The sequence below is a fragment of the Chryseolinea sp. T2 genome (assembly GCF_037203685.1).
Classification (GTDB): domain Bacteria; phylum Bacteroidota; class Bacteroidia; order Cytophagales; family Cyclobacteriaceae; genus Chryseolinea.
Map to the genome: position 1 here is coordinate 227,424 of NZ_JBBCAU010000009.1, position 21,219 is coordinate 248,642.

The 21,219-nt window shown below is 47.3% G+C and carries 22 protein-coding genes; 7 read left to right on the plus strand and 15 right to left on the minus strand.

Going from position 1 to position 21,219, the window contains the following annotated elements:
• Positions 1–5: 5 nt before the first annotated feature.
• From WBG78_RS25820 to WBG78_RS25850, 7 genes are all read right to left on the minus strand, one after another.
• Positions 6–209 (minus strand): DUF3098 domain-containing protein, encoded by a 204-nt coding sequence (locus WBG78_RS25820; RefSeq protein ID WP_337329406.1) that lies wholly within the window; start codon positions 207–209, stop codon positions 6–8.
• 5 nt (positions 210–214) lie between these two features.
• Positions 215–1,096 (minus strand): cell division protein FtsX, encoded by an 882-nt coding sequence (locus WBG78_RS25825; RefSeq protein ID WP_337329407.1) that lies wholly within the window; start codon positions 1,094–1,096, stop codon positions 215–217.
• A 101-nt stretch (positions 1,097–1,197) separates the two neighbouring features.
• The gene (locus tag WBG78_RS25830; protein ID WP_337329408.1) at positions 1,198–2,100 is read right to left on the minus strand and encodes an anti-sigma factor family protein; all 903 of its coding nucleotides are present in this window, start codon (positions 2,098–2,100) and stop codon (positions 1,198–1,200) included.
• 21 nt (positions 2,101–2,121) lie between these two features.
• Positions 2,122–2,682 carry an RNA polymerase sigma factor gene (locus WBG78_RS25835; protein ID WP_337329409.1) on the minus strand — a complete coding sequence of 187 codons (561 nt, stop codon included), beginning with the start codon at positions 2,680–2,682 and terminating at the stop codon, positions 2,122–2,124.
• 68 nt (positions 2,683–2,750) lie between these two features.
• Positions 2,751–3,167, minus strand: a complete 417-nt coding sequence (locus WBG78_RS25840; protein ID WP_337329410.1) for a DUF2147 domain-containing protein — start codon at positions 3,165–3,167, stop codon at positions 2,751–2,753.
• 87 nt (positions 3,168–3,254) lie between these two features.
• On the minus strand, positions 3,255–3,638 hold the full coding sequence (locus WBG78_RS25845; RefSeq protein WP_337329411.1) for a hypothetical protein: 384 nt from the start codon (positions 3,636–3,638) through the stop codon (positions 3,255–3,257).
• Positions 3,635–4,159 (minus strand): acyl-CoA thioesterase, encoded by a 525-nt coding sequence (locus tag WBG78_RS25850; protein ID WP_337329412.1) that lies wholly within the window; start codon positions 4,157–4,159, stop codon positions 3,635–3,637. The genes WBG78_RS25845 and WBG78_RS25850 overlap by 4 nt, the downstream gene beginning before the upstream one ends.
• Positions 4,160–4,276: 117 nt before the next feature.
• Between WBG78_RS25850 and WBG78_RS25855 the strand changes: the two genes are divergently transcribed.
• From WBG78_RS25855 to WBG78_RS25875, 5 genes are all read left to right on the plus strand, one after another.
• Entirely contained in the window at positions 4,277–4,465 is a 189-nt protein-coding gene (locus WBG78_RS25855) for a hypothetical protein (RefSeq protein WP_337329413.1), read from the plus strand.
• A gap of 95 nt (positions 4,466–4,560) precedes the next feature.
• Entirely contained in the window at positions 4,561–7,008 is a 2,448-nt protein-coding gene (gene thrA, locus WBG78_RS25860; protein ID WP_337329414.1) for a bifunctional aspartate kinase/homoserine dehydrogenase I, read from the plus strand.
• A 94-nt stretch (positions 7,009–7,102) separates the two neighbouring features.
• Positions 7,103–8,029 carry a homoserine kinase gene (locus WBG78_RS25865; RefSeq protein WP_337329415.1) on the plus strand — a complete coding sequence of 309 codons (927 nt, stop codon included), beginning with the start codon at positions 7,103–7,105 and terminating at the stop codon, positions 8,027–8,029.
• Positions 8,030–8,130: 101 nt separating this feature from the next.
• A complete protein-coding gene (gene thrC / locus WBG78_RS25870) occupies positions 8,131–9,435 on the plus strand; it encodes a threonine synthase (protein ID WP_337329416.1) in 1,305 nt (434 codons plus the stop codon).
• 157 nt (positions 9,436–9,592) lie between these two features.
• Positions 9,593–9,964 (plus strand): DUF5655 domain-containing protein, encoded by a 372-nt coding sequence (locus WBG78_RS25875; protein ID WP_337329417.1) that lies wholly within the window; start codon positions 9,593–9,595, stop codon positions 9,962–9,964.
• 16 nt (positions 9,965–9,980) lie between these two features.
• Here WBG78_RS25875 and WBG78_RS25880 read toward each other — a convergent pair whose 3' ends face one another.
• Positions 9,981–10,670, minus strand: coding sequence for a LytR/AlgR family response regulator transcription factor (locus WBG78_RS25880; RefSeq protein ID WP_337329418.1), 690 nt, complete (start codon positions 10,668–10,670; stop codon positions 9,981–9,983).
• Between the two features lie 5 nt (positions 10,671–10,675).
• Positions 10,676–11,752 carry a sensor histidine kinase gene (locus WBG78_RS25885; protein ID WP_337329419.1) on the minus strand — a complete coding sequence of 359 codons (1,077 nt, stop codon included), beginning with the start codon at positions 11,750–11,752 and terminating at the stop codon, positions 10,676–10,678.
• A 137-nt stretch (positions 11,753–11,889) separates the two neighbouring features.
• Here WBG78_RS25885 and WBG78_RS25890 point away from each other — a divergent pair, with 137 nt between their 5' ends.
• Both WBG78_RS25890 and WBG78_RS25895 read left to right on the plus strand, forming a co-directional pair.
• A complete protein-coding gene (locus WBG78_RS25890) occupies positions 11,890–12,294 on the plus strand; it encodes a hypothetical protein (RefSeq protein ID WP_337329420.1) in 405 nt (134 codons plus the stop codon).
• Positions 12,295–12,298: 4 nt separating this feature from the next.
• Positions 12,299–13,726, plus strand: a complete 1,428-nt coding sequence (locus tag WBG78_RS25895) for a hypothetical protein (RefSeq protein WP_337329421.1) — start codon at positions 12,299–12,301, stop codon at positions 13,724–13,726.
• A gap of 8 nt (positions 13,727–13,734) precedes the next feature.
• Here the strand turns inward: WBG78_RS25895 and WBG78_RS25900 are convergent, their stop codons facing one another.
• The 6 genes from WBG78_RS25900 to trhO form a co-directional block, all read right to left on the minus strand.
• On the minus strand, positions 13,735–14,385 hold the full coding sequence (locus tag WBG78_RS25900; RefSeq protein ID WP_337329422.1) for a protein-L-isoaspartate(D-aspartate) O-methyltransferase: 651 nt from the start codon (positions 14,383–14,385) through the stop codon (positions 13,735–13,737).
• A gap of 328 nt (positions 14,386–14,713) precedes the next feature.
• Positions 14,714–17,368 (minus strand): CHAT domain-containing tetratricopeptide repeat protein, encoded by a 2,655-nt coding sequence (locus WBG78_RS25905; RefSeq protein WP_337329423.1) that lies wholly within the window; start codon positions 17,366–17,368, stop codon positions 14,714–14,716.
• 105 nt (positions 17,369–17,473) lie between these two features.
• On the minus strand, positions 17,474–18,415 hold the full coding sequence (locus WBG78_RS25910; RefSeq protein WP_337329424.1) for a hypothetical protein: 942 nt from the start codon (positions 18,413–18,415) through the stop codon (positions 17,474–17,476).
• A gap of 172 nt (positions 18,416–18,587) precedes the next feature.
• Positions 18,588–19,568 carry a M23 family metallopeptidase gene (locus WBG78_RS25915; RefSeq protein ID WP_337329425.1) on the minus strand — a complete coding sequence of 327 codons (981 nt, stop codon included), beginning with the start codon at positions 19,566–19,568 and terminating at the stop codon, positions 18,588–18,590.
• A gap of 15 nt (positions 19,569–19,583) precedes the next feature.
• A complete protein-coding gene (gene mog, locus WBG78_RS25920; RefSeq protein WP_337329426.1) occupies positions 19,584–20,123 on the minus strand; it encodes a molybdopterin adenylyltransferase in 540 nt (179 codons plus the stop codon).
• Complete coding sequence (trhO, locus tag WBG78_RS25925) at positions 20,116–21,180, minus strand: oxygen-dependent tRNA uridine(34) hydroxylase TrhO (protein ID WP_337329427.1); 1,065 nt, start codon at positions 21,178–21,180, stop codon at positions 20,116–20,118. The genes mog and trhO overlap by 8 nt, the downstream gene beginning before the upstream one ends.
• Positions 21,181–21,219 lie beyond the last annotated feature (39 nt).

Sequence of the window (21,219 nt, forward strand, 5' to 3'; positions counted from 1 at the left end):
GAGTGCTAGCGGGTAGGCTTGTGAAGAATTGCAAAGATCTCAATCACGAAGCCCGCCATCACAACAATGGGACCAAGGGTTAATCCCAGAAATCCAAAGCCATGTTGGTTTGATTCAAGGGACATGATGATAAATCCAACGACCAGCGTAAGAATACCGATGATCATAAGCTGATAATTCTTCTTTCCAAAAGGGAGTTTGCTTTCCATGTGGTTCAGTAGAGTTGTTCCAGAGACATACGCAGGTAACGGCGAACGGAAAAGAGCGTGCTGATCACAGCCACTACCGTTCCTATGATCAATAAAGCCGCGAGAAGCCTAAGGAAATGTTCCTGGTTATGAAGTAATGAAAGATCGTGAAATTCCCGCTGCGCGTATTGTGATAGACCGTATAACAATCCTCCGGCTGCTAGTCCCGCGAGGACACCATATCCGCAAGCACGTGCCAGGAACGGTCGAAGTATGAACCAGTTCTTGGCACCTACCAGTTGCATGCTTCTGATAAGTGCACGTTGTGAAAACATTGCCAGCCTGAGGGTGCTGTTAATGAGCAACACAACCGTGATAAGAAGGATAAAAATCATCGCCAGCAGAATGATGCTTATCGTTGTAACGTTGGTGTTGATGTCTTCAATCACATCTTCCACGTAATACACCTGGAATACCCCATTCATGGCCTGGATCTCTTCCTTGATCTTGCCAATCTTCGCGACTGTGTGGAAGTCGGGGCTAATTGTTACCAGGTAAGCCTCTTTCAATGGATTGTCACCAAGAAGCTTTTCAAAGTCTTCGCCAGTCTCCTGAATAAGCTTCTTCGCAGCATCTTCTTTGGACACAAAGGTTACTGAGCCGGGATCCTTACTGACGTAATCCTGTGACAGTAGTTTGTTTTCAATTTGGAGTCGCTGCGTTTCCGTCAGGTTGGATTTCAGATAAACCTGTATGCGAACGTCCTTTCGGATTCGTTGTTCAAGCGCTCCTGAGTAAAGCAGAAGGACGCCTAACACACCCATAACGACAAGCGACAGCGTGATGCTGATCACCACCGCTACCGCGGGATATCCGCCGAGTTTCTTGGGCCCCCTTGAATGTTCCATATTCCGGCAAATTTAGGAGAAAAAAATTAAGAGGCTGCCCTTGGGACAGCCTCTTGCGTTCTTTTCATGGAAGATATGTCGATCTCCGGTTTGGACCCTTTCTATCGGGAGGATCTGTAGTCCTTCAGTTTCTTCACGAGGGCAGGATCAGAAATTGGCGACAGGCGCTTGATCTTGCTATCGTCTTCATCGAGGAGATAGTATTTGTCCTTGTAGTAAAGGAACAAGGTTCTCTTATTGTTGCTGAAGAATTCCATCAGTTCATAAAGGTTTTTCTCGAACACGCCATACAGATACAGCTTGTTGTCCTTGAACTGGTAGTGGAAGTTGTATTTTCCATTATTGCCGTTTATGCCAGCCTCAATTGCAATCGAAGGGGTGGACACAACTCCGGCAACGCCTTTGTTCGAATCAGAGGCTGCAGACGATTCGCTGGCGTTTGGCCTCGACTCTTCTGTAGGTTCAAACACATTCCGTGCTGCAGGAGCAACGGAATCTGTGGCCTTTGCCGACTGACCATTAGCTCCTTTTTCTGCCTCGAGTTTTGCAGTTTCCTCAGATTCGTTAGTTACATCTGACTGCGACACAGGAGGTTGTATCTTATTGTCTTCGGACGTACCTGGCTTGTCAGATGGAACAGCAGCAGGACTCAACGCAGGCGAGTCAGCGCTGATATTCTGCGCAGGTTCATCCTCGGACTGGAAGTAGACATAAAGACCACCGCCTACTAAGCCTGCAACCACCATCCATGCAGCGACCTTGGCGATCATTGAAGATCCTGTAGTCTCGGCCGGAGCGGCAGTAATAGGTACGTTGTTCAGCATTCGCTTCAGCTCGGCTGCACGGGCGTTCCGTAAACTGTTTACAACTTGTTGTTGCACACGTAGTTCCTTCTGCAGCCCAGGTTCATTTTTCAACAGCTCTTCAAAAGCTGACTTATCCTGAGCACTCAACTTGTTTCTCAGGTAGTCGTCAAGCAATTCCAATTCTCTTTCTGAAGCCATAACTAATAATATCCTCTGTCTCTAATCTAAGAAGTCCTGCTCAGAATACTGAGCCTTCACCAATTCGTCCAGTTTCTTTTTGCATTTATACTTCTTGGTCTTGGCAGTGTCTGTGTTGGCAAATCCCAGTTTTTCTGCGATATCCTGCATCGACATCTCTTCAAAGTAATAATACATCAAAACCTTCTTGCAGGTTTCACCTAATTGCTCAATGCAACGTGCAAGAATCCGTTCACGCTCTTCGGATTCGGTATCCAGCGATACCGCTGCATCCTTTTCCTCATTAGAGAGCCTCTTCTTTCGGTCTAGTTCCTTTCTCCACAGATTTTGACAAATGCTGTAGATATAGGTGCTCATTTTGGAGGTAAGTACCAGGTTGCCAGACGTTGCCTTTTGCCAAAACACGATGAGTGCTTCCTGGTATATGTCGCGGGCCTCTTCTTCAGTTCCGCTATTGGTGACGACCAGCTTGGTCATCATCCGGTAATACTTCTGGTATAAGTACTCAAGAGCCTTTTCGTCACCCTTGCAGATGCGTTCAAATATCTCTTTTTCGTTAACCGCTCCGGACCTGTATACCATCCTTTGATGCCTTAGTAACCTTTAAAATGCCTTTAATTTTCGGAATTTGGCGATAGAACCGTTGTAATTTACGACGACTTCCTCCATATCTGGGTCCGATAGAAAGGCCCCCAGTATCCGCGGACAATCAGATTCCCCTCTTCAATCCACACTTTGCACCGATAAACCCGTCCGTTCTCGGGGTCGAGTATCTCGCCACTTCCATATCCCTCACCATCAGGCACCAAGCCCCTGATTATCTCCATGCCTACGATCTTTTTCCGGTATCGGTCGTCGTCTTCGTCGCAGGCCTCGCACGTCGGATCGGGATGTTCTTTGTCGAATATTCGCACGATCTTACCGCTAACGGTACCCTTGGACTGAAACAACTCTACAATCGCTTTCACTTCTCCGGAACTGTCGTCAACCGTCTTCCATTGCCCAACAACGGAAGCCTGGCCAAATGCAGCATGTGCAACCAACAACAGTAGAAAAGCCAATTTCACTTCCGAAATATTACTTAACTCGCTTAAATAAAAAAATGCGCTCAATGATTCTGGATGTTGAGCGGCAATAAAACGCGATGGCTCGCATCACAGCTTAAAAACCTGCCGCAGAGCAACCCAGAGATTTTTCTTACGCAAGTCATCCAGTGCTCCAATCGCGTCTGCATACACTATTTCGACGTTATCCAGCGTATTCACTTCATAGGATTGATTAACACCCTTGAATGGAACTCCAAAACTCAATATGGTTTTTGCCTCATAGATCAACGCATCGGCGGTCGTGAAACTGGATGCTGTCACAATGTGTACGGCAGCCAGCGACAGTTTTACTGATGAGAGAATTTTGGCGAGCAGTTGCTGCTCGGTATCAGTTACTTTATCCCACTCACAGGGTATGAGCACCAGAACCCCGTGGGGCAGCTGATACAGATCCTGATGAAAGATATGCTTTGCTATCGTTGAATTTATCATTCCGAAATATCAAATATAGATCTCAATTCCTTGGCTTCAGATGGCTTCATTCTTCCCGCTAATATCAACCTGAGTTGTCTTCTGCGCAATGCACCATCGTACTGAATTTTTTCATCTTCAGATTCAGGTTCAATTTCAGGAACGTCTATCGGCTTGCCAAGCTGATCAACGGCGACGAAAGTGAAATACGCACTGTTACTTTCCATTTTGGTACTGGAAGGAATGTCCTCAGCATCTACGTCAATTCTAACTTCCATGGACGAATTGAACGCACGCGTAACGCGGGCCTTTAACGTCACAACATTTCCCAGCCGGATCGGATGTTTAAATGAAATGTTATCAACAGAGGCCGTTACGACGATCCTGTTCGAGTGCTTTTGCGCCGAAATCGCCGACACAATGTCCATCCAGTGCATGAGTCGTCCACCCATCAGGTTGTTGAGTGTATTCGTATCGTTGGGGAGGACCAACTCAGTCATGCTAACCGCTGATTCCCGCGGAAATTTCTTCTTTCTCGCCATGCTTGTTGATTGCATTTATCTGTGAATGGCTAGCGCTTAAGAGCTAAGATATCATCGGTAAGGCACCCAAAGCACCATGATTACAATCGTTACCGAAAGACTACTAACCGTTAGTTCGTGCAAAAATCTAAAAAAATACTTTGCAATCAAGGGTATCATTTTATTATTTCGGGCCGCTATGCTGCAAGCCGCATCATCATTCACATCAATATTCCTGATCAACAGGAACGTGGCTGGCATTACATCCGCTATTATTATTATTATTATTTCTATTACAGGTATTACGGGGTGACCCGTGCGCTGTGATAATACCCAACCATGCCCGATTAGTGCCCTTTCCAGGAAAGGTGTCTCTCAATCAACTCGAATTGAATCAACAATACCCTCAATAACGTCTGTACATGAAAGTCATAAAATTCGGCGGCTCATCAGTTGCCACCCCAGCCAGGATAAAGGAAGTGATAGCAATAGTCGAACCCTATCTTAAAGGGGAAGTAGCAATTGTATTTTCGGCATTTGGTGGTGTAACGGATACGCTCATTCAAATCAGTAAGCTTGCCCTTGAAGGAAATCTGGAATACAAAGAAAAACTGGCCGAGCTCGAAAGCCGGCATCTTGAAGCCGTTAACGAACTGATTATAATTCAACGTCAGAGTGGAATCCTGGCTCAGGTTAAGTTCATGGTCAATGAACTGGAAGATCTGCTTCACGGGATTTATCTGGTAAAGGAAAGAACACCACGCACCCTTGACTTCATTATGAGCTTCGGCGAGCGATTGTCGGCATACATTATTGCCGAAGCTTTCAAGGATGCCAGACATGATGTTTCATTCCTCGATGCAAGAAAGGTGATCCGTACCGACAACCATTTTGGATACGCCAAGGTGGATTTTGACAAGACCAACAAACTTATCCAGGATCACTTCAAACATCACGAAGAGGTCCAAATCATCACCGGGTTCGTTGCTACTTCTGAAAGTGGTGAAACGACGACACTCGGTCGGAGCGGTTCAGACTATACAGCGGCAATCTTCGCCGGCGCATTACACGCCAGCGACCTGGAGATCTGGACAGACGTCAATGGTATGATGACTGCTGATCCCAGGAAAGTGAAGAAAGCGTTTACCGTTCCGGAAATGAGCTATGAAGAAGCAATGGAACTGTCGCATTTCGGCGCCAAGGTGATATTTCCTGCAACGATGCAGCCTGCGATGGTGAACCACATTCCGATCTGGATAAAAAATACTTTCAATCCTGCGTTTAAGGGTACCGTTATCCACGCCAAGTCTGCAAATGGCAAAATGATCAAGGGCATCTCGACAATGAGTGAGGTGAGTTTGCTGAGCTTGCAGGGGAGTGGATTGCTGGGAGTTGTCGGTGCTTCAGCACGCCTGTTTGCCACCCTCGCCCGCGAACAGGTGAATGTTATTCTGATTAGTCAGGCTTCGTCTGAACATTCGATATGTTTCGCTGTCGAGAACCTGCATGCTCGTCGGGCAAAACTGGCCATCGAAAAGGAATTTCAGTACGAGATCAAAAGTGAGGAAATCGACGAGGTACAGGTGGAGAGTGATCTTTCAATCGTAGCCGTTGTGGGCGACGGCATGAAGCACAGCCCTGGCACCAGCGGACGCATGTTCAGCGCACTGGGAAAGAACGGCGTTAACGTTATGGCTATTGCTCAGGGGTCGTCCGAGCGAAACATTTCGGCAGTTATACCAGGGCACGACGTAGCCAAAGCACTAAACGCTCTTCATGAAGCTTTCTTCCTCTCGGACCGTAAAGTGCTGAGCGTTTTTCTGGTAGGCACCGGACTCATTGGCAAGGCGCTGCTGACCATGGTTAAGGACCAGTTCGCAAAACTGGCCAAGGAAAATCTTCTTGAAGTCACGGTAGTAGCAGTAGCAAATAGTCGCAAAATGCTTTTCCGCGAGGAGGGATTGTCGCTTGATAGTTGCCTCGAACAGTTGCAAAAGGAAGGCGAGGCCATGAGCATGCAGTCGTTTTACGATTCAATGGTCATGTTAAACCTTTCAAACAGCATCTTCGTGGATTGCACCAGTAGCCCTGACGTTACCGGCTTCTATGAATCGATATTGTCTGCTAATATTTCAATTGTTACTCCCAACAAAAAAGCAAACTCCGGCAGCATGGAGTCATACAGCCGCCTGAAAGACATCGCATTCAGACGTGGTGTAAAATTTTTGTACGAGACCAATGTCGGCGCCGGCTTGCCGGTGATCAATACCATGAATGACCTGCTGCTGAGTGGCGATAACGTCCTGAGCATTGAAGCCGTCTTAAGTGGAACACTGAACTTCATATTCAGCACATTCACGGAAGGTAAAAAGTTCAGCGAGGTGGTTCGTGAAGCTAAAGTCAAAGGATATACAGAGCCGGATCCACGAGACGATCTGAATGGCATGGACGTGGCACGAAAGATCCTCATCCTTTCGCGCGAGGCAGGACTCTCTATGGAACTTGATGACATCAAGGTCGAGAATCTTGTACCTGAGTCTTGCCGAAAGGATATGCCCGTAGAGGAATTCTTCAAGTGCCTGGCACAACACGATGATGAATTTGAAACGCTTCGTCAGGAAGCAGCAGCGAAAGGGGAGAAGCTGAGATATATGGCGGTGCTGGATCGGGGTCAGGTCAAAATCGGACTGAGCAGCGTTGGCCAGACCCATCCGTTCTATTCACTGTCCGGCAGTGATAACATTATATTGCTCACCACAGCCCGCTATCATGAGCGCCCAATGGTGATCAGAGGTCCGGGTGCCGGAGCAGACGTCACCGCGGCCGGCGTCTTCGCAGATATCATACGCATCGGACATTATGCCAAGTAACTCATCTATGAAATCGCCACATAAAACATTTACATTGAGAAAGGGATTCTGGCCTGCGATTCCATGTGTCCTTAACCTAACAAAACACTAACACATGAAATCGATAAAAGCGATTGCACCAGCCACCGTGGCCAATGTTTCATGCGGCTTTGACATCTTCGGATTTGCTGTAGAATCTCCGTCCGACGAAGTAATTCTCACACTGAAGGACAAGCCTGGTGTGGTGATCAAGCAAATTACCGGCGATGATGGAAGATTGCCGATGGATGCAACGTTGAACACTTCCGGCGTCGCGGTCAATGCATTTCTGAAACACCTCGAGAGCGACGCTGGTGTGGAGATCGTCCTGCATAAGAAACTGCCTCTGGGAAGTGGCATGGGTTCGAGCGCTGCCAGTTCTGTGGCCGCGTTGGTGGCAATTAACGAACTGATGGACCGTCCCTATACACGTGAGCAGTTACTGCCATTTGCCATGGAGGCTGAACGGATCGCATCAGGCTCTGCGCATGCCGATAACGTTGCGCCATCATTGTTGGGTGGATTTGTGCTGATCAGAGGATATGCTCCTCTCGACGTAACACGCATTCCTACGCCTGCCGATTTGCATTGTACCCTCGTGCATCCTCACCTTGAATTGAGAACCGAAGATGCACGCCGTGTTCTGAAGTCGTCCATTCCTATGAAAGACGCAATTACCCAATGGGGTAACATTGCCGGTCTCGTGGCGGGCCTTATGAAACCCGATTATGGACTGATTCAACGCTCGCTCCACGACGTTGTCGCCGAACCCATTCGTTCCGTTCTCATACCCAGATTCAAGGCCATAAAAAGTATTGCCCTCCAGTCGGGAGCGTTGGGCGCCGGCATCTCTGGATCAGGACCTACAATATTTGCTCTGAGCACTGAATACAGCATCGCAGACAGTGTTGGAAAGGCGATCCAACTGCAGTTCGCGGAATTGAACCTAAAGAGCGACGTGTTCGTCTCCAAAATAAACATGTCCGGTGCGAAAGTAGTGTGATGCCGCCGTTCAGCCTTTAACTACATGACTATTAACGCAGCATGTAGTTAAGGTGCCACACACATTCACAGCACCAGGATACATTGAACTGAAAAGAGAAAATGAAGTTTTATAGCACCAATAACCACAACCTGACTGCCGATGCGCGGGAAGCAGTAACGAAGGGACTCGCACCCGACAACGGACTATATATGCCCGAAGAAATTCCAGCACTGTCGGCGGATTTTTTCAATCGGCTCCCCAAAATGAGCTTTCAGGAAATGGCCCTTGCAGTAGCTCAGAATTTGCTGTCGGGTTCTATCCCGCCTGCCGAACTGGAAAGGATAGTATCTCATACATTGGCATTCGATGCACCCCTCACTGAGGTAGAAGAGGATATTTATGCGCTGGAGCTCTTTCACGGCCCTACGATGGCCTTTAAGGACTTTGGGGCGAGATTCATGTCTCAGCTGCTCGGATACTTTGCAAAGCAGCAGGAGAGGGAAATTATCATTCTGGTGGCAACCTCAGGTGATACCGGAAGCGCGGTGGCGAATGGTTTTCTGGGCGTAAAGGGTACGCGGGTCGTAGTGTTGTATCCTTCCGGCAAGGTGAGTGACATACAGGAGAAGCAATTCACCACACTGGGTAGCAACATAACTGCGCTCGAAGTTGATGGTACATTCGACGATTGCCAACGGCTGGTCAAAACTGCATTTCTGGATGAAGAGCTGAAGAACAAATACTTCCTGACATCCGCGAATTCGATCAACATTGCCCGGCTGATACCGCAGTCATTCTATTTCTTTTATGCTTTCTCAAGGTTGCAACAAAGAAACAAGCCGGTGGTATTTTGTGTACCCAGTGGCAACTTCGGCAATATCACGGGAGGGCTGCTGGCTCAGAGAATGGGACTGCCAATAAGCCACTTTGTTGCCGCAACGAACATAAATGATGTTGTTCCTGAATTTCTTCGTACGCACAAACTGACTACGCGTCCGTCGCAAATGACCATTAGTAACGCCATGGATGTGGGAAGTCCAAGCAACGTTGTTCGAATGCTGGATCTATTCGGTGGTGACGTGTCAGCACTTCAAAAGCACGTTTCGGGCTATGCATTTACAGACGATGAAACCCGCGCGGCAATGAGACACGTATTTGCCACTGCGGGCTACGTAATGGATCCTCATGGCGCGGTGGGCTACTTGGGTATGAAGAAGTACATGCGCGAGGTACAATCAGACGTGACAGGCGTTTTTCTTGAAACGGCGCACCCGGCAAAATTCAAGGAAGTCGTCGAAGAGACTTTAGGCAGAGAAATTGAAATACCCTCCACGTTGCAGAAGTTTCTGTCGAGGAACAAGCAGTCGAAAAAGATGTCTTCGGCATTCTCTGATTTCAAGACATACCTCACAACCGAATTCTGACTTTGGATCAGTAACTTTTGTCTTCAGGTGTTGCTCTGTAACATGTTTTCTATTGGGATCAGACGTGCGGCAGGTCAACGCATTGCATGAAAAGCATTCCAAAATATTTCGCAGTTTCGTTTCGCGGAAGCTTTGACTTCCACCTAACGAAACGGTTATGAAAACAGATGAGCCCCAATCCCTGGAAGAATTTATCGCTGGTAAACCAGTTGAGACGGTAACTTTATTTCACTATTTCGTCGATCAGTTTTCAAAGTTTGGCAGTGTAAAGGCCATTCCGGCAAAGACGATGATTGGCATTGCAACGCCCCGTAAGCGTATTGCTTATGTGACCCGGATAGGGAAAGACTTCGTCCATATCGTCATTCCATTTGAACAGCCGTATACAGACAATCTTTGTTTTGAGAAGATCGCCCAGGTTCCTGGTGATGCACATCAGTTCAATCATCATCTGAGAATAAAACGCAAGCAGGATATCAACAGCGAGGTGCTGCGGTTTATGAAAATGGCCTATGATCATGGTGTATAACGCTGCGCATCGAGTCTCACAGCATCTTTGTCATGATCCGTTTCAAGAAATCTTCACGATACTTCGGCCCGATTGCTATTTGACGATTGAGCACAAATACGTGGTTGTCCTCGATTCTTGTGATGTGGTCGGTGTTTACGATGAACGAATTCTGAACTCTTATGAAAGTTGATGGAAGCATTGATTCCAGGTCCTTCATACGCTTGTACACGATGTGTCGTTCCCGTTCCGTTGTGAAGAACACGTAATCTTTGAGCCCTTCAATGTAAAGAAGGTCTCTGAATTGTATTTGAATCATGGACTTGCCCGACTTCACAAAAAATGAATCCGGTGAAATATTTTCGACTACGGCATGGCTGCTTCTTAAAACAGTCCGCGAAGCCTTGTCAACAGATTGAACGAAGCGCTCGAAGGTTATCGGCTTAAGGAGATAGTCGATTGTACTCACCGAATAGCTTTCGACTGCATATCCGGAATAAGCCGTGGTGAATATCACCTTCTGTTCGCGGGGAAGAATCTTTGCGAATTCCATTCCGTTAATGAACGGCATGTTAATATCTGCAAAAATGAGATCCACGGATTCGTCTCTGAGGAAGCTCAAAGCATCGGAAGCGAGGTGACATTTGTGTTGCAAGGCCAGATAGGGAACCTGTCCAACGTAAGTAGCCAGCAGGTCGGCAGCCAATGGCTCATCGTCAACGATCATGCAGGTCATAGGATTTCCAGCGGTATAGTTAATTCAGAGATAAAATTCTCACTTTCTGCCTTTGTGATGAGGCGAAAACGGTCGCCGTATAGAAGTACCAGTCGCTTTCTCAGATTGTTGAGTCCGGTGCCTGTAGTTCCTTGCAAGCGTTGCCCGGGAACACCATTGATAACCCGAAAAACGAGAGATGTCGCGTCGACTGATACAGAAATTTGAAAGCTGCTTTCTGAACGCTTGTCCAGGCCGTGTTTGAAAACATTTTCTACCAGTGGAAGAAATAACATTGGGGGAATCAACGGATGTTTTTCCAGGCGGTTGTCGACAGACCACTTAACACACAGGGGTCTCGGAAATCGAATACGCTCAACTTCAATGTAGTCTTTGATAAATTCCAATTCCGAATTGAGAGACACGACAGACTTGGGAGCTTCGTCCACGAAGTAACGCATTGCATCCGATAACCTGAGTATTGATTCCGTCGTTTTCTCTGACCCTGAATAGGAAAGATAATAGATATTGTTTAAAGCATTGAATAGAAAATGTGGCTGCACCTGAGACTTGAGCAACTGCAGTTCTGCATGGATGTGTTCACTCTTGCGTTGTTCATCGCGCTGAAGCAACAACATGTAGTTGAGTGCGAGACGAACCAGTGAACCGAATAGAAACGAAACGACTATGGTGACAAACGAGAATGAGAAATGTTCCTTTGAATAGTTGAAAAAGTATCGATAGTTCATCCAGTCGTAAAACAGCTTGTGCTCCAATAGCATTCTTATTGAAGTAACCAGAAGGATGAATAGTACCGATAACAACCAGTACCCCATCGGATGCCGCTGATAGTATCGGGGCATCAGGAAATAGCAATTGAAGAAGCCAGTGAAGACATAAACAGAGGCTACCATCAGACTGTAAGCAACAGCCAGACTCACATCATCGAACTTGAAAATGCAATAGATGAATACGATCGCATAGACGAGTACACCGACGAGAATATGAATGCTGATGCGTCCCGGTCGCCGGACAGTGCTGATGGGGATCATATGAACATAAAGGACGCCCTTATCATGTATTGAGTCAAGCATTCGGAAAAGAGAAATGTCACTGCAGGAAGTGCCCCGGCCATTTTAGCTCTGCCAATTGATTTTGTCGAGAAAGCGCCGATATCTGTCTAAATGTTTTTGGTCCTCCGATGAATCAAATAAGCTTTCTTAAAAAGATCATGAAAACTTTGATTGCAATTGCACTTGTGCTCACGTCGTTTGTGGTATGGTCACAATCGATAACCTATAAGTATTGTACGAATGTAGGACCAGTAGAGTTGACTATTGATGGTGAAAGCGTTACTGGTAAATATGTAATTACTGTAACACCTGCAGACATCTATGGCAAGTTAACGGGCGCATTCCACAATGGTCTTATGGAAGGAGAATGGGATGACCCTGATGGTAAAGGCAGAATGATCATGGCATTCACCGGCGACCGATCCCGTTTCACAGCTGTTTACACGGCTTATAAGAGAGATCCGGATCACTGGTACAGTGAATGGAAAGCGGTAAGCGTTCCGGTTTATGACACACTTAGCCCCGAAAAGAGAAAGTCATATAGCTGTCGAGCAAAACATTAATGCAATGGAGTTGTCAAAATCGTTACTGACTGTATTCGTACTGTTCTTCGTCAGTGAACAAACTTCCGCACAGCTTGCCCGGACTCAACGGCTCAAGCTGAACGTGATAAGGAACATCAACAATCGCGAACCAGAGCTGGTTGAAGTTGCCAATAAAATTTGGTCCTATGCCGAGCCGCCACTAGCCGAGATAAAATCAGCCGGATTGTTAAAGGACGTACTCCGCGAAAATGGATTCGTTATAAGTGATGAACTTTGTGGTTTCAAGACGGTGTTCTTGGCAACCTATGGCACTGAAGGGCCGGTCATTGGTCTGTTTGGAGAATATGATAGTGATTTGAACGCCTTCAATGAGGTGGCTCCGTATCGGTCCACGAAGTTTCCGGAAAGCTTCGGTCATGGGGGACATCACAATCTTTTAGCAGCAGGCAGCCTCGGAGCAGCGCTTGCTTTGGCTGACTTAATCAGGAAGGGCAGTTTGAAGTGTACGATCAGATATTACGGCACGAGTGATGAAGGTGGGATTGGAACAAAAAGCTACCTCGCCGGCGACGGATATTTCGATGATCTGGACATAAGCATTTACTGGCACCCTTCACCAGTCACAGCTGCGGCAACTTCGCCCTGGGATGCTCGCTTTAAGATACAGGCCGTGTTCACCGGCACCTCTGTGAATGTACTTCGTGAATTCTCAACAGACAATACTCTTACTGCTACGGAACGTTTTGTGCGGGTGCTTGCTCAATTGCGCGCTGGGATGTCTCCAATGGAGCGGCTAAATTATGAAATCAGTATGAATGGTGAAGATCAGGTGATCGGAGATTCTGTGAGGTTTGACATTATTGTTCAGACCGTCCATCAGGAGGAAGCGATCAAACTACTGTCCGCGCTAAAAAAATCTGTGACTCAAATATCAGCCGAAGTTGCTGTAAAAGGCATGCTTCGTGTGCTGGATGCAAAGCATCAGTTCCTGCCCAACGTCACCGCTATGCGCGCAGTCTATAGCAACATGAACGCGCTTGACCCTGAAAAATATTCGGCCGAAGATCAACAGTTTGTTAAGGACCTTCAGCAGCATCTGGGGAAGGAGAGTAGCGGGATTGCTTATCAGCTGCTTCCGTTTATCGACCACTCGCAACGTGAGACATTGTATGGCTATGTGAGCGACATCGGTGATGCAAGCTGGATCGCGCCGGAGATCTACTTTGTCGTCCAAACATTGCCGTCCGTGCCCATGCATCAGTGGCCAGCGACCATTTTCAGTGCACATAACATTGGACACCGTGGCATGTTGCGTGCGGCAAAAATTATAGCAATGACAGTTGTTGACTTTGTTGAGAATAAGGAACTGCGACAGGCGATAACCTTCGAGTTTAACAACCATGCGGGACAATACAATTATAGCTTCCTACGGTCTGCAGACCTGCATTAGTCACCGCTTTACTTCCTCCATCCATCTGCGCCAAGCAAAGGCACGAATGCAAATGTTGAAAGCTCCTCTTTTACCAGCGTTCCATTTCGCTTCCGGATCTTTACCATGGTCTGCTTATCACGACCTCCTACAGGTATGATTAGGATTCCATTGTCGGCAAGCTGGTCGGTTAGTGCAGAAGGCACAACGGGAGCGCCGGCAGTCACGATAATCTTATTATAGGGTGCTTTTGCAGGCACGCCCTGCGAACCATCTCCATGAAAGAAGTAAGGCTTGTATCCAAGCTGAGGAAGGAACTCCCGGGTACGCTCAAACAGAACCCTGTTGTATTCGATGGTATATACTTTGGCGCCCATTTCGAGAAGAACACAAGCCTGGTATCCCGAACCTGTACCGATCTCCAGTACCTTGTCGCCAGACTTGATCTCCAGCTGTTCTGTTTGAAATGCAACGGTAAAAGGTTGCGATATTGTCTGTCCTTCTCCGATGGGAAAAGCCTTGTCCTGGTAGGCATGATCGATCAGCGCATTCTCAAAAAAAACGTGCCTGGGAACCCGGTTTATAGCGTCTAAAACGGCCTCGTTTTTAATGCCTTTTTCGGCGAGTTTCTTCACCAATTTTTGCCTCAAGCCACGCAATTTGTAACTGTCTTCGATCATGTGTGAGATCAAGTGGATAGAATGTGGAGTGTTTGTTGATAACAATTTAAATATCTGGATATCAGTATATTACTATTCCTGTTTCGTTTGCAATCCATGAACAACTTGCCACATTGCGGTTGCAAACACTGCGCAAAAAAGCCAATTTTTCAGGGTAAACAAAGTTTCAGAAATTCTTTAGGAAAAGTCGAACTTAAGGTCGTACTTTAAACTTCTCTCCACACAGTGAAAAGCTTTTTTGCCATAGCGTTCACATGTGTTTATATCTGCACCCTACAGTAGTTGTGAGTGACATCATAAACTACTGTATGGGCAGAATAAATCTCCGTCAATATCCAATCATAACAAACGGTGCCCAGTAGTACGGTGCGGCATATTTTTCCGATTCGATCATCTTAATCTTTGCCGTTCTCAAATCCCCGGAAGGCAGCATGTCACCATGGTCAAGCAAATTATCGTAAAATGACTGCATCATGAGCGACGTCGATGCATCCGAAACCTTCCATAGCGATACAATCATGCGACGCGCCCCTGCATACGCAAGTGCCCTCGACAATCCTATAACACCTTCTCCCCGTGAAATCTTTCCTAACCCCGTCTGACAGGCCGACAAAGTCACAAGATCTGCATTGAGCTCCATGTTGTAGATCTCTCCGGAGTACAGCAAACCATCGTTCGCGTCACCGCCGCTTAAGTAAATGCGTGAAAGTTCCGGATGAATTTCGTCCACTATGCCGTGCGTTGCAAAATGCAGATACTTGTACTGATTAAGCTGAGTGCCCCGTAACTCATCTTCTGTTGCTCTTGCATAGGTCAAAGTTGTACGCTCATATTGGTGACGCGAGAACAGTGCATCGATTGCCTGCACTTCTGCTTCACTGCCGGGAAGATCATTCAGGTCGTCCTCGCTGAATTTCACGGGCGCACACAAAAGAATTGCCTGCCGTGTTGGCGCGGGCTTCGACTTCTGCAATATCAGCGATGCCGCAAATTCATACCGAATAGAATATTTCCGTATCAGGTAATCAGGAATCTTTTCTTCTTTATAAGATGCTGTCAACAGCACCTCGAAAGGAATCATGCCTAGCCGTCCCGTTGGAATAATTACCAGGTGCTTGATGCTCCCCGGAACTCTGGGTAGTAACAGGCCCGACAAGGCTTCAGCACTCTTCCGGTACGGTTCTTTTGCATTGAAGACAAGGCCATTCCTTAATCCGGTGATACTTCGATCCAAATCTGCCGGAAGAGGGCGTTGGTATACCCGGTAATTCTTCCTTGTGACCACAAATATGTAAATACTCTTGTGATCCTCATCGATCAGGTAACTGACGATAGCGGTGTTTCCATCAAGATGGTTTTGCAGTTCCGGCACGGTTGGTGCCGCCGCATTGTATTTAAGATTATAATACTGGGGAAAGTCATTTTCCAGGCGGCTGATGAACTGTTCGTATTGACGCTGGGTCTGATATAAATGTTCACGGACAAGTTGTTCCTCTTCAGAAGAAGGCTTTTTTGCCAGTTGTGTCGTTGCTAACGCAAGAGCTGCACGCATCTGTCTTTCTTCCTCCAGAAGTGGCTGAGGAATGCGGGCGAAGGCTTTGGCCTTTACTTCCGAGATGCCTTCCAGAAGTACTGCGGATTTTCCCTTCTCTGAAAAATAAAATGCCTGCTGGTACCAGTCTCTTTTTTGCAGTGCAACTTCAGCGGCCTCCACGCATATACGCACACCATTTTGATAGACCTGTGCCGCGATTGCTCCGAGTGCTAACTTGTCGGACTCATTGGCAATCTGTTGACGAAGCTGACTTACAAGGGTGTCGCATGACATTAATGCGTCACGGGCTTTCACTAAGTCGGTCATGCGTAAGGTTCGGGCAAGATACAGCGCCTCCAGTGCCTGTGCCCGATACAGCATCGTATTCAGGAGCGTCCGGCCATTGTAGTAGCCCTGCATTCTTGGTGTGTGGTTTATATTTTGGTCGTCGAACGAGCTAATGTTGCTGGTTAAAGCGCGCTGATACCATTCCAGTGCCTTCCCGGGCTTTCCCTGTTCCACCATCACATTGCCGAGGGCGTTGCAGGCCGCTGAAAGATCAGGGTGTTTGTTGCCCGCTGAACGTTGATAAAGACTTATAGACTTCTCGATGTATGCTGTTGCACTATTGAAGTTCTTAAGCTTCCTGTAGATCTCTCCAAGACTTAAATTCAAAAACGCTTTTGTCGTGTGTGCGTCATGATAAATCGATTCCCAGATCCTCAGCGCCTCCTCCAAATTGGTAGTGGCATCGCCATACAGTTCTAACGAACCGTATGCAAAGCCGATATTTGTGAGTGCTATGGCAATTTTGGGATGTGCATGTGGATGCAACGTCTGATATATCCCCAGCGCTTTTTCGTAAAAGCTCAGAGCCTTGTCGGGATCGGATTGCCCGTGTACCAACCCAAGGTCGTTGTAGGAGGCTGCAATCCATTCACTGTTGTTGCCGAACAGCTTCTCGCGTTGAGCGAGGCTTCGTAGAAGGAACTCTTCGGCCTGCGCGTACTCGCCTGTGGCACGACGAAGATTGCCCAGATAGGAGAGTGCCTCTGATTCCAGGTACAGGTCCGAAGTAGTCGACGAGGCGAGTATGCGGAGTGCCGATTCAAGTTTGTCTTCAGATTTTTCGTATAGCCCTTCGTTCAGATAGAGTGAGCCAAAGGCGATATCAACGGCTGCCTTTGATTCTGAATCGGTTCCGGATGAAGTGAGAGAAGCAAGCAGCGTTTCCGCCTCTTCGAATCGACCCAACCGCACATAGGCCTCAGCCTTGCGTGTCATCACAGCAATCGTCCAGGCGGAATTATTCGTAGTCTTCTCGCGATCGGCCCAGCGGATAACTTCCGTATACTGACCATCGAGCAGCAAGGAATCAGCATAGGGCACCCGTTGCGCGAGTCCGCTGATGGCGTGCATTAAGAGAACGACTGTAAGTATCTGCTTCATTCAATCTTGTGCCAGTCTTGTGCTGAATGGCGCCATTGCCTTTGAAAGGCCTGAGCAATGCTGCCATTTCATACTAATCCTGATCCATTCCAGGATCCTATAGATTCAAAATTTGTAACAGTAGCTCAACGTAGACACCCACTCCCGGGTAAGACCGTCGGGATTGTTATCGCGCTGAACAAGCTTGTGTCCGACAAGCAACTTCACTCCGGAGTTTACATTGAAATTGTATCCTGTCGAGATAAGCGCGGACATCGCCAATCCCGTTGTGTTAGGTTGTTGTACGCGCTTGCCGAACCGGTCCGTGATCTCGTCATGATTAAGGCGATAGATAGGCAACATACCCACGGCAAAGTTCCATTGCGAAAATCTGAAATTCCGTTCAATGCGAAACATGATGTCCGTCCCTCTGTACAACTCACGGGAATTCGCATATCGGTGAATGTACTCCTGATCTTCCGAACTGCTCTCCCAGGCCGACCACAAAAACTGATTCTTGTTCTGGTTAAAGGGATGCTGGATGCCGGTTGCAAGCAGCCATTTTCTGGAGATTAGTGAGACCCCTGCTACGGCATCAAAACTACCAAGACTCGTTTGGTAATACATCGGCAGCGGAAAGCCATCTTCACTCTTATCGGCACCGTTAGTAGGAAGCTTCATACCCAATGAGACATTCAAATCAAAGGTGCGATGCCTCACGACATTTCTGGTTAGGCAAAGAGATATGTCTCCAAGGCCTGAAGTATTGCCGAGCTGACCTCGCACCACCTGATAGGGAAGTTTGATCTGAAATGATGTCTTATCGTTGATGCCGAAGTTAAGATCAGCTGTTGCCACGTAGATCACCGGTGTCAATGGGGTTGTTCCCCGATAGAAACCAACTTCGATCGAACGCAATCGTATTGCTATTCTCTTGTTGTATGCCTGGTCAGGCTTCATGGCACCCATTGTACAGAAGCCTGCATCACTGCAGCCTTGCCCATAAAGCACCGAGCCCGTTAAGCGAACGGTGGCAAAAAGCAAAAGAGTGCACGTAGCCCTTTTCATAAATGGCCGTAACGCAAAACTAGCAAACCAGGTGATCACGCGTGAGCGATTTTGTTGTAGTCAATTGTGAGACACCAATACGCCGCTTTCAACCTTGCTCAAATCGTATTTTCAGGCGGTAAGCAAAAGACCCGGCACGCGCCGGGTCTTTTTAGTGGGTGTTTGTATGATTTTACATTCCAAGGGACTGGTTCTCGATGGATGCCAGCTCCAGAATCTTTTCGTATTCAGCAGGGCTAAGGTCGTTATAGAAGTAATGAACAGGATCCACCTGCGTGCCTTTCAGCAAAACTTCGTAGTGCAGGTGAGGCGCTGTAGAAAGTCCTGTGTTACCTACGTAACCGATAAGGTCACCGCGCTTAACACGTTGCCCGTTGTGAACAACGAACCCGTGCATGTGCGCATAGCGGGTACGGTATCCGAATCCATGATCGATCTCCACCGACTTTCCATAACCGCTGAATTGTACTTTCGCATCTGCAATCACACCATCGGCTGTCGCATAAATCGGAGTTCCAATTGAAGCAGCAAAGTCAATACCCTGATGCAGTTTCTTTACTTTGTAGATGGGGTGCGTGCGCCATCCGAATCCGGATGCAAGGGCCACAAGCTGCTTGTTAGAAATAGGTTGAATGGCAGGAATAGATGCAGATTGCTTTTCCTTCTGCTCAGCAAGTACAACTACCTCGTCCTGTGATTTTGATTCAATGTAAAGCTTGCGTCTGAGACGATCTACCTTCTCATGCAATTCCACAACGAGGTCTTCGTGTGAAAAGTCTTTTTGCTTGATGTCCATGTAGCGTTCAACGCCGCCAACACCTGCATGTCTTACAGACTTTTCAATCGGCTCAGCTCCCAGCACAACGCGATAGATGTTGTCGTCGCGGTATTCGATGTTTTCAAGAATGGTACTCAGCGTTTGTACATCCTTACCAAGGCTCGCATAGTAAAATTCCATTTCCCTCACTTCGTTCTTTAACAGAAGCTCTTTGGGAGATTCGAAATAGGTGCTGTATAAGATTAACAACCCTACCGCCATACACACGGTCATGGAACCGATACCTAATCCGTTGAGAATAACGTCGCTGGTACGCGTCCTCACCCGCTCGTACTTGCAGGTCTCCGTGTCGTAGTAATACTTTATTCGAGCCATAGCTTATAAAATTAGTCATTTAGGGCGGAACACCTTAATGACGTCTTCGTTACAGTCGATAAACGGTCCTTCCAGCAGGTCAATGCAATACGGTATGGCTGGAAACACAGCATCCAGGCATTGTCTTATTGAGCGGGGTTTCCCCGGCAAATTCACAATCAACGTTTGATTGCGGATTCCTGCCGTCTGTCTTGAAAGGATGGCCGTGGGCACGTATGCAAGACTTGTAGCTCGCATCAATTCTCCGAAACCCGGCATCATTTTATTACAGACAGACTCGGTCGCCTCTGGCGTTACATCGCGCTTCGAAGGACCAGTTCCACCAGACGTGATAACCAGGCAACAACCCTGATCGTCAGCCATGTCAATCAACGTTTGAGCTATTAGCGCTTGTTCATCGGGAATAACGGCATACACCTTTTCCCATGGACTTAACAAGTACTCATTCAATGTTTCCACGATAGCCTTTCCTGGTATATCCTCATAGATACCCGCGCTGGCCCGGTCCGACACGTTGATGATGCCGATCCGTATCGGACTCTGCTGGTTAATCATGCTGAGAAGCGTCCTGTAACCGGTCGGCCTGGGGATTAGTTCGAATATGAGATGAACGGCCTTTTCGGAACACCTGACGGCCCTTATTTATTCCTTTGCGAAGTTCCTTCTGCTCCGCAACAGACATCGTCATGATCTTTTTGCAATCCGCAGAACAACAACCATCATAGATAGTCGCACATTCCTTGCATTGGATAAAAAGCAGATGACATCCATCGTTCTTGCAATTCGTATGGTCGTCGCAAGGCTTGCCACATTGATGGCATACAGCAACGATATCATCGGAGATACGCTCACCGAGCCGTTCGTCGAACACAAAATTCTTTCCAATGAATTTGTTCTCAAGCCCGTCTTTCTTTGCCTGACGCGTATATTCTATAATGCCACCTTCAAGCTGAAAAACATTGGAGAAGCCCTTGTACTTCATCCATGCGCTTGCCTTTTCGCATCTGATTCCACCGGTGCAGTACATAAGAAGGTTCTTGTCCTCATGTTCCTTCATCAGCGATTCGACAATCTGTAACTCCTCGCGAAAGGTATCGACGTCGGGCAATATCGCATTCTTAAAGTATCCAACCTCGCTTTCATAGTGGTTCCTCATGTCTACGATAACTGTGTTGGGATCGTCTGCCAGCGCATTGAATTGCGCGGCATTCACATGGACACCAGTATTTGCAGGATTAAATTCGCTGTCGTCTAGTCCGTCGGCAACGATCTTTTTCCGAACCAGGATCTTAAGTTTGAAGAAAGACTTCCCATTGTCGTCGACGGCAATGTTTAGCCTTATCCCACTTAAAAATGAAATCGAATACAGGTAAGTGCGGAAAGCATCAACCTTGTCGGATGGAACGCTGATCTGGGCATTGATACCTTCCAACGCTACGTATATGCGCCCAAGTACGTCCAGGATATTCAGTTCGGCATAAAGCTGGTCCCGAAAAGCTTGTGGATCATCGATCCGGTGATACTTGTAAAACGAAATAGTAGTTCGCTTTTCCGTAGCGGCGCGCATTTCTTCCTTGAGCTCGCGGCCGTTGGTTCGATTGTATAATGCCATAAAATTTGAAGTCAGTTGCAGGCTGACCAAGTCGCAATT

Bases quoted from the DNA above. Each gene is read 5' to 3' on its own strand.
- WBG78_RS25850 (WP_337329412.1), bottom strand. From the start codon at position 4,159: ATGGCGAGAAAGAAGAAATTTCCGCGGGAATCAGCGGTTAGCATGACT.
- WBG78_RS25875 (WP_337329417.1), top strand. From the start codon at position 9,593: ATGAAAACAGATGAGCCCCAATCCCTGGAAGAATTTATCGCTGGTAAA.
- WBG78_RS25915 (WP_337329425.1), bottom strand. From the start codon at position 19,568: ATGGCTCGAATAAAGTATTACTACGACACGGAGACCTGCAAGTACGAG.
- mog (WP_337329426.1), bottom strand. From the start codon at position 20,123: ATGATTAACCAGCAGAGTCCGATACGGATCGGCATCATCAACGTGTCG.
- WBG78_RS25865 (WP_337329415.1), top strand. From the start codon at position 7,103: ATGAAATCGATAAAAGCGATTGCACCAGCCACCGTGGCCAATGTTTCA.
- WBG78_RS25885 (WP_337329419.1), bottom strand. From the start codon at position 11,752: ATGCTTGACTCAATACATGATAAGGGCGTCCTTTATGTTCATATGATC.
- WBG78_RS25845 (WP_337329411.1), bottom strand. From the start codon at position 3,638: ATGATAAATTCAACGATAGCAAAGCATATCTTTCATCAGGATCTGTAT.
- WBG78_RS25825 (WP_337329407.1), bottom strand. From the start codon at position 1,096: ATGGAACATTCAAGGGGGCCCAAGAAACTCGGCGGATATCCCGCGGTA.
- WBG78_RS25905 (WP_337329423.1), bottom strand. From the start codon at position 17,368: ATGAAGCAGATACTTACAGTCGTTCTCTTAATGCACGCCATCAGCGGA.
- WBG78_RS25910 (WP_337329424.1), bottom strand. From the start codon at position 18,415: ATGAAAAGGGCTACGTGCACTCTTTTGCTTTTTGCCACCGTTCGCTTA.
- WBG78_RS25830 (WP_337329408.1), bottom strand. From the start codon at position 2,100: ATGGCTTCAGAAAGAGAATTGGAATTGCTTGACGACTACCTGAGAAAC.
- WBG78_RS25890 (WP_337329420.1), top strand. From the start codon at position 11,890: ATGAAAACTTTGATTGCAATTGCACTTGTGCTCACGTCGTTTGTGGTA.
- trhO (WP_337329427.1), bottom strand. From the start codon at position 21,180: ATGGCATTATACAATCGAACCAACGGCCGCGAGCTCAAGGAAGAAATG.
- WBG78_RS25835 (WP_337329409.1), bottom strand. From the start codon at position 2,682: ATGGTATACAGGTCCGGAGCGGTTAACGAAAAAGAGATATTTGAACGC.
- WBG78_RS25880 (WP_337329418.1), bottom strand. From the start codon at position 10,670: ATGATCGTTGACGATGAGCCATTGGCTGCCGACCTGCTGGCTACTTAC.
- WBG78_RS25895 (WP_337329421.1), top strand. From the start codon at position 12,299: ATGGAGTTGTCAAAATCGTTACTGACTGTATTCGTACTGTTCTTCGTC.
- WBG78_RS25900 (WP_337329422.1), bottom strand. From the start codon at position 14,385: ATGATCGAAGACAGTTACAAATTGCGTGGCTTGAGGCAAAAATTGGTG.
- thrA (WP_337329414.1), top strand. From the start codon at position 4,561: ATGAAAGTCATAAAATTCGGCGGCTCATCAGTTGCCACCCCAGCCAGG.
- thrC (WP_337329416.1), top strand. From the start codon at position 8,131: ATGAAGTTTTATAGCACCAATAACCACAACCTGACTGCCGATGCGCGG.
- WBG78_RS25820 (WP_337329406.1), bottom strand. From the start codon at position 209: ATGGAAAGCAAACTCCCTTTTGGAAAGAAGAATTATCAGCTTATGATC.